This is a genomic window from Vibrio sp. RE86, from assembly GCF_013114545.1.
In the GTDB taxonomy this organism is placed as follows: Bacteria; Pseudomonadota; Gammaproteobacteria; order Enterobacterales; family Vibrionaceae; genus Vibrio.
Map to the genome: position 1 here is coordinate 106,641 of NZ_VTXI01000013.1, position 6,855 is coordinate 113,495.

Here is a 6,855-nt window from a genome sequence, read left to right on the forward strand (position 1 = left end):
CTTTCCAAATAAAAACAATGAGTACCTACACCCATGTCAGATGACAATCGCCAAGAATTATCCGCTGAAGAACAATTCCGCCAAGAAGCTTTGGACTACCATGCGTACCCGACTCCAGGGAAAATCGGTGTTGCCCTAACAACACCAGCCGAGACAGCAAAAGATCTCGCTCTAGCATATAGCCCAGGCGTAGCAGAACCTGTACGTGAAATCGCACAAAATGCCGATAACGTCTACAAGTACACTTCAAAAGGTAACATGGTTGCAGTGATCTCTAACGGCACCGCAATTCTTGGTCTTGGTAACTTAGGTCCTCTAGCATCAAAACCTGTAATGGAAGGTAAGTCTCTTCTGTTCAAACGCTTTGCAGGTTTAGACTCAATTGATATCGAAGTTAAGCACCGCACCATTGAAGAGTTCGTCGATACAGTGGCGAACATTGCTGATACATTCGGTGGTATTAACCTTGAAGACATCAAAGCGCCAGACTGTTTTGAAATTGAACGCCAGCTAATCGAGCGTTGTGACGTTCCAGTTTTCCATGATGACCAACACGGCACCGCGATTGTAACGGCTGCAGGCATGCTGAACGCAATCGAGCTGCAAGGCAAGAAGCTAGAAGAGGCGACTATCGTCTGTCTAGGTGCGGGTGCGGCAGCGGTTGCATGTATGGAACTACTGATTAAATGTGGTGCAATGCGTGAGAAGATCTACATGCTTGACCGCAAAGGCGTGATCCATACTCGTCGTGAAGATCTTAACGAATACAAACAGCTATTTGCTAACAACACAGACAAGCGCACACTGGAAGATGTTATCGAAGGTGCTGACCTATTCCTTGGTGTATCAGGCCCGAACCTTCTGTCTCCAGAAGCACTAGAACTGATGGCAGATAAACCTGTTGTGTTCGCATGTTCAAACCCAGATCCAGAGATTAAGCCAGAGCTTGCACACGAAGTTCGTGATGACATCATCATGGGTACGGGTCGCAGTGACTACCCGAACCAAGTAAACAACGTTTTATGTTTCCCATTCATTTTCCGTGGTGCGTTAGATGTTCGCGCTAGTGAGATCAATGATGAGATGAAACTGGCAGCGGTTGACGCGATTCGTCAGCTAGCAAAAGAAGAAGTACCAGCAGAAGTTCTCACAGCTGCAGGTGTTGATTCGCTATCGTTTGGCCCTGGTTACATCATTCCAAAACCAATGGACTCTCGCTTGCTTCCTCGCGTAGCAAAAGCAGTTGCCCAAGCCGCCATAGAATCTGGTGTGGCTCGTATTGAGATGCCAGAGAACTACATGGAAGCGTAATCGCATCTAATAATGAATAAAGAAAAAACCGCTGTCAGTAACAGCGGTTTTTTTATGTCATTTCTTTATGGCTCGCAGCGAAAAACTTAGGTGCTTAGATTTCTTTTTATTCTTCGTCAAACGCTTCGAACTCAATACCCATCTCTGTCATCAGTTTTTTCACTTCAGCAGGGATATCATCTGGGCGATCTTTACGTAAATCTTCATCCGTTGGCAGTGGCTGCCCGGTGTACGCGTGTAGAAACGCTTCACACAATAGCTCGCTGTTTGTCGCGTGGCGTAGGTTGTTAATCTGACGACGAGTACGCTCATCAGTTAAAACCTTCAATACTTTCAATGGAATAGAAACGGTAATCTTCTTTACTTGTTCGCTTTTCTTTCCATGTTCAGCATATGGGCTAATGTATTCGCCATTCCAGTCTGCCATTGCGCACCTTTTGTAAATATTTATGTTTTGAATTCGAAAGCGTAATTTTAGCGGGATTTATGGCCATAAGCAAAGACATATGGACGTCTAGAAGTGTTGACGGCCACATAAATGACAAGTAAAGTGAACAGATATGGATTTGGAGTAACATATATCTAACAACCCACAGGTATAGCGTATTCCCTATTAGAAGTCACTAAAGTTCGAAAGGAAACACTTATGAGCACCCGCAAACCAGCCACAATCGCGGTACGTACTGGTATCGAGTCTGACACTCAGCATCACGCAGTTGTTCCACCAATCTACCTATCGACCAACTATGGCTTCCCCGCTTTTGGTGAAGTACCAAAATACGACTATACCCGTTCTGGTAACCCAAACCGTGGCTTACTAGAGACAGCACTATTTGAACTTGAGTCCGGCAAAGGCGCCGTCGTGACTAACTGTGGTACATCAGCACTCAACCTTTGGGCGTCTGCATTCCTAGGCCCTAACGACCTCATTGTCGCACCTCATGACTGCTACGGTGGCTCTTACCGCCTTTTTAATACGCGTGCGAATAAAGGTGACTTCAAAGTAGAGTTCGTTGATCAGTCAGATGAACAAGCGCTCTCTGCCGCTATTGCTAAAAAGCCAAAACTCATCTTATTAGAAACGCCATCTAACCCATTGGTTCGCGTGGTTGATATTGCAAAAGTGTGTCAACAAGCTAAACAAGTTGGCGCCTTAGTTGCCGTCGACAATACCTTTTTGACCCCTGTGTTCCAAAAACCTCTAGAGCTTGGTGCTGACTTCGTTATTCACTCAACCACCAAATACATCAACGGTCACTCAGATGTTATTGGCGGCGTGGTGATAACCAAAACAGAAGAGCATGCCGAAGAGTTGGCATGGTGGGGTAACTGTATTGGCGCAACGGGAACACCGTTTGACAGCTACATGACCCTACGCGGGATTCGCACACTTGGTGCTCGCATGAAAGTTCATGAAGAGAGTTCTGCAAAAATCCTAAGCTACCTTCAGACAGAAGGCCTGGTTGGTAACATTTATCACCCAAGCCTACCTGACCACCCAGGCCACGATATTGCTAAGAAGCAGCAAACTGGCTTTGGCTCAATGCTGAGCTTTGAGTTTTCAGGTGACTTCGAGCAGCTAAAATATTTTGTTGGTCAATTAGAGCTATTCTCTCTTGCAGAGTCACTTGGCGGTGTAGAGAGCCTTATCTGCCACCCTGCATCGATGACACACCGTGCTATGGGTGAAGAAGCGTTAGCGGAAGCCGGCGTTTCCCAACAACTACTGCGCCTATCTGTGGGACTAGAAGATGCCGACGACCTAATTGAAGATTTAACTCAAGCCTTTGCTAAAGCGAAGGAGGCATTCTAATGACTATCGAGCGTCAACTGCATAAGTTTGGTGGTAGTAGCCTTGCTGATCCGGAGTGCTACCGTCGAGTGGTTGGAATTCTAAAAGAGTATTCAAAGCCTGATGACCTCATTGTTGTCTCGGCAGCAGGTAAAACAACCAATCGCTTGATCGCGTTTCTTGAAGGCTTGAATAAAGATGGCCGCATTGCTCATGAAGAGCTGCAAGCTTTGCGTCAATTTCAAACGTCGCTCATTGAAGAGCTGTTAGACAATGACGATCAACAACAACTGATTGCGATACTAAACGATGAATTCAGCACACTGGGTGAGCTAACCGCTCCACTAACAGAAGCTGAAAAATCGGCGGTACTTGGTCATGGTGAAGTATGGTCTTCTCGTCTGCTTGCCGCACTGCTTAATCAAAACGAATTACAAGCGGTCGCTCAAGATGCACGTGCTTTCTTACGAGCGGAAGCAGGAACACAACCAGAAGTCGAGTTTGGTAAGTCTTACCCTCTAATCAAAGAAGTATTAGCTCAACATTCACAGCACCGTATCGTTATTACTGGTTTTATGGCTCAAGATAGCCAAGGGCACACTGTGCTACTGGGTCGTAATGGTTCAGACTACTCAGCAACCGTCATTGGTGCGTTAGCTGAAGCAAAACGTGTCACCATTTGGAGCGATGTTGCGGGTGTTTACAGTGCAGACCCTCGTCTTGTCTCTGACGCCTGTCTGTTGCCTTTGCTTCGCTTAGATGAAGCAAGTGAACTGGCTCGTCTTGCAGCCCCTGTACTGCATAGCCGCACGCTTCAACCTGTCGCTCAAAGCGCGATGGATTTACATCTACGCTGCAGCTACGAACCAGAATCGGGTTCAACAAGAATTGAGCGTGTACTGGCTTCAGGTCGAGGCGCTAAAATCATCTCTTCACTGGATGAAATCCTACTGATTCAGCTTAATTTCGCCTCTGGTCATGATTTCAAACGAGCTGAAAGTGAAGTGCTCACAAGCCTAAAGCGCGCACAACTAGAACCGCTGACATATGAGTCTCAACCAGACCAACACAGCTTGCGCCTTGCATACACCGCAGAAATCGCAGGTGGCGCACTAGAGTACTTACAAGATGCCGCAATTGAAGCGGAGATTAAGCTCAAAGAAGGCTACTCAATGGTGGCAGCAGTTGGTGCAGGCGTAACAACCAACGCCAATCACTGCTACGGCTTCTATCAACAGCTGAAGAATGCACCTATCGAGTTTATTTCTGAATCTCTATCAGGCTTGAGCTTAGTCGCAGTGCTGCGTTCGACCGATACCAATCCTCTGGTGAAGTCAATTCATAGCCAGTTGTTCCAAGCTCAGAAGCGTGTGGCTATCGCACTATGTGGCAAAGGCAATATTGGTTCTAGCTGGTTAGAGTTATTTACTGTTCAGAAGAACGAACTCGAAAAACGTCACGGTATGAACTTTGAACTGGTCGCGGTAGTTGATAGCCAGACTTATTGGTTTGACGATAAGGGCATCGATGCAGCCAAAGTATCTAGCCACTTTGATGAAGAGTCAGTAAGCCATGAAGGCAGTAACTGGATTGAAAAGCTTGGTGCTCTGCAAGGCTATGATGATGTAGTTGTGCTTGATGTTACCGCAAGCCAAATTCTTGCTAATCGCTATTTGGAAATTGCCGAACAAGGCATGCACTTAATCTCAGCGAATAAAGTCGCTGGCTCAGCTTCTAGCGATTACTACCACCAAGTACAAGATGCATTTGCTAAGATCAATCGCCATTGGCTTTATAACGCCACAGTAGGTGCTGGCTTACCTATCAACCACACAGTGCGAGATTTACGTGAAAGTGGTGATGACATTATCGCACTTTCAGGGATCTTCTCAGGTACGCTTTCTTGGTTATTCCAACAGTACGATGGCAGTGTGCCATTTGCAGAGTTGGTTGATCTAGCATGGCAGCAAGGGTTAACAGAACCCGACCCTCGCAATGACCTAGATGGTTCAGACGTAATGCGTAAGCTAGTCATCTTGGCGCGTGAATCTGGACTTGCCATCGAGCCGGAAGCGGTCAAGGTAGAAAGCCTAGTTCCATCAGACTTAGCAGAGCTCTCTCTGGATGACTTTTTGGATAAGAGCCACATCCTCAGTGAACTACTGGCAGAGCGTCTAGAGAAAGCGCAGCGCGAAGATAAAGTGCTGCGTTACGTAGCGCGTCTAGAAAGAAATGGTACAGCAACAGTCGGCGTAGAAGCGCTAAACAAAGAACATGCCCTTGCTAACCTTCTTCCTTGTGACAACATCTTCGCTATCGAGAGTAAGTGGTATAAAGACAACCCACTTGTCATTCGTGGTCCAGGGGCTGGTCGTGAGGTCACCGCGGGTGCTATCCAATCGGATCTCAACCTGCTTTCTAGCCTACTTTAACCACAACAGGCGCAGTCACTGGCTGCGCCTTCTTGATATCCCCAATCCCATCATGAATCACTTTCAACTTAACTTGAGATTCACTCATAATAAACTTGAAAAAAATTCATAATCACACTGTTGACATTAAATCGTATTCAATACATTCTGTAGACATATAGACGTCTAAACGTCGATTTGGAATTTTTGAGTTTTGTCGGCGCGGATTGCCACAGGGAGAGTAAGATGGGATACACACACGCCAGTCATATTGACGCTTTAAATCAGAATATCGCTGAACTTTCTGACAATATCAATGTGTCATTCGAGTTTTTTCCACCAAGTAGTGAAAAGATGGAAGAGACATTGTGGAATTCCGTTCATCGTCTAAAAACTCTTCAACCGAAATTTGTTTCCGTAACTTACGGAGCAAACTCGGGCGAGCGTGATAGAACCCACTCAATCATCAAAGAGATCAAAGACCAAACTGGCTTAGTCGCAGCACCTCACCTAACGTGTATTGACGCATCTCGTGAAGAGCTAATCCAAATCGCTGATGACTACTGGGCGAACGGCATCCAAAGCATCGTTGCATTGCGTGGTGATATTCCTCCTGGCGGCGGCGCACCTGAGATGTATGCCTCTGACCTTGTGACACTGCTTAAAGAACGTCATGATTTCGATATCTCAGTAGCAGCGTTTCCTGAAGTACACCCTGAAGCGAAAAGCGCTCAAGCAGATCTGCTAAACCTAAAGCGTAAAGTAGATGCTGGTGCAAATCGCGCTATTACTCAGTTCTTCTTCGATGTAGAGAGCTACTTACGTTTCCGTGACCGTAGTGTTGCTGCTGGCATCGACGTAGAAATCGTTCCAGGTATTCTTCCAGTGTCTAACTTCAAACAAGCGTCTCGTTTTGCGGCAATGAACAACGTAAAAGTACCTGGTTGGATGGCTCAGCAGTTTGAAGGGTTAGATGACGACCCAACAACTCGTCAGCTTGTTGGAGCAAGCCAAGCGATCGATATGGTGCGTACGCTGAGTCGAGAAGGAGTGAAGGACTTCCACTTCTATACTCTAAACCGAGCAGAAATGACCTACGCGCTATGTCATACGCTAGGCGTTCGTCCTAAAGCGTAATCTTAGAACTTCTAAAATGGTCGACCAATTGTGTCGGCCTTTTTTATACTTCAAACACAAAAAGGCCGAACACTATGTTCGGCCTCTTCAATTCTGTCGCGTGTCCCGTCCTGAAATGTGTTTACACATTGAGGACGAATTATGACTACTTCAAATAATACCTACGTTAAGCGCAATCAGCGTGATTACACACTAGGCTTTAAA

5 protein-coding genes are annotated in these 6,855 nt (G+C 46.2%); 4 read left to right on the forward strand and 1 reads right to left on the reverse strand.

Annotation, left to right across the window (positions count from 1 at the left end):
• The first annotated feature begins 33 nt into the window (after positions 1-33).
• Positions 34-1,311, forward strand: coding sequence for a malic enzyme-like NAD(P)-binding protein (locus F0231_RS13650; protein WP_171760260.1), 1,278 nt, complete (start codon positions 34-36; stop codon positions 1,309-1,311).
• A gap of 106 nt (positions 1,312-1,417) precedes the next feature.
• On the opposite strand, the gene metJ is transcribed toward F0231_RS13650, so the two are convergent.
• Entirely contained in the window at positions 1,418-1,738 is a 321-nt protein-coding gene (gene metJ, locus F0231_RS13655) for a met regulon transcriptional regulator MetJ (RefSeq protein WP_004415993.1), read from the reverse strand.
• Positions 1,739-1,957: 219 nt separating this feature from the next.
• Here metJ and F0231_RS13660 point away from each other — a divergent pair, with 219 nt between their 5' ends.
• From F0231_RS13660 to metF, 3 genes are all read left to right on the forward strand, one after another.
• On the forward strand, positions 1,958-3,124 hold the full coding sequence (locus F0231_RS13660) for an O-succinylhomoserine (thiol)-lyase (protein WP_171760261.1): 1,167 nt from the start codon (positions 1,958-1,960) through the stop codon (positions 3,122-3,124).
• Positions 3,124-5,535, forward strand: coding sequence for a bifunctional aspartate kinase/homoserine dehydrogenase II (locus tag F0231_RS13665; protein ID WP_171760262.1), 2,412 nt, complete (start codon positions 3,124-3,126; stop codon positions 5,533-5,535). Before F0231_RS13660 ends, F0231_RS13665 begins: the two co-directional genes overlap by 1 nt.
• A gap of 225 nt (positions 5,536-5,760) precedes the next feature.
• Positions 5,761-6,651 carry a methylenetetrahydrofolate reductase gene (metF, locus tag F0231_RS13670; protein ID WP_171760263.1) on the forward strand — a complete coding sequence of 297 codons (891 nt, stop codon included), beginning with the start codon at positions 5,761-5,763 and terminating at the stop codon, positions 6,649-6,651.
• The last annotated feature ends 204 nt before the right edge of the window (positions 6,652-6,855 follow it).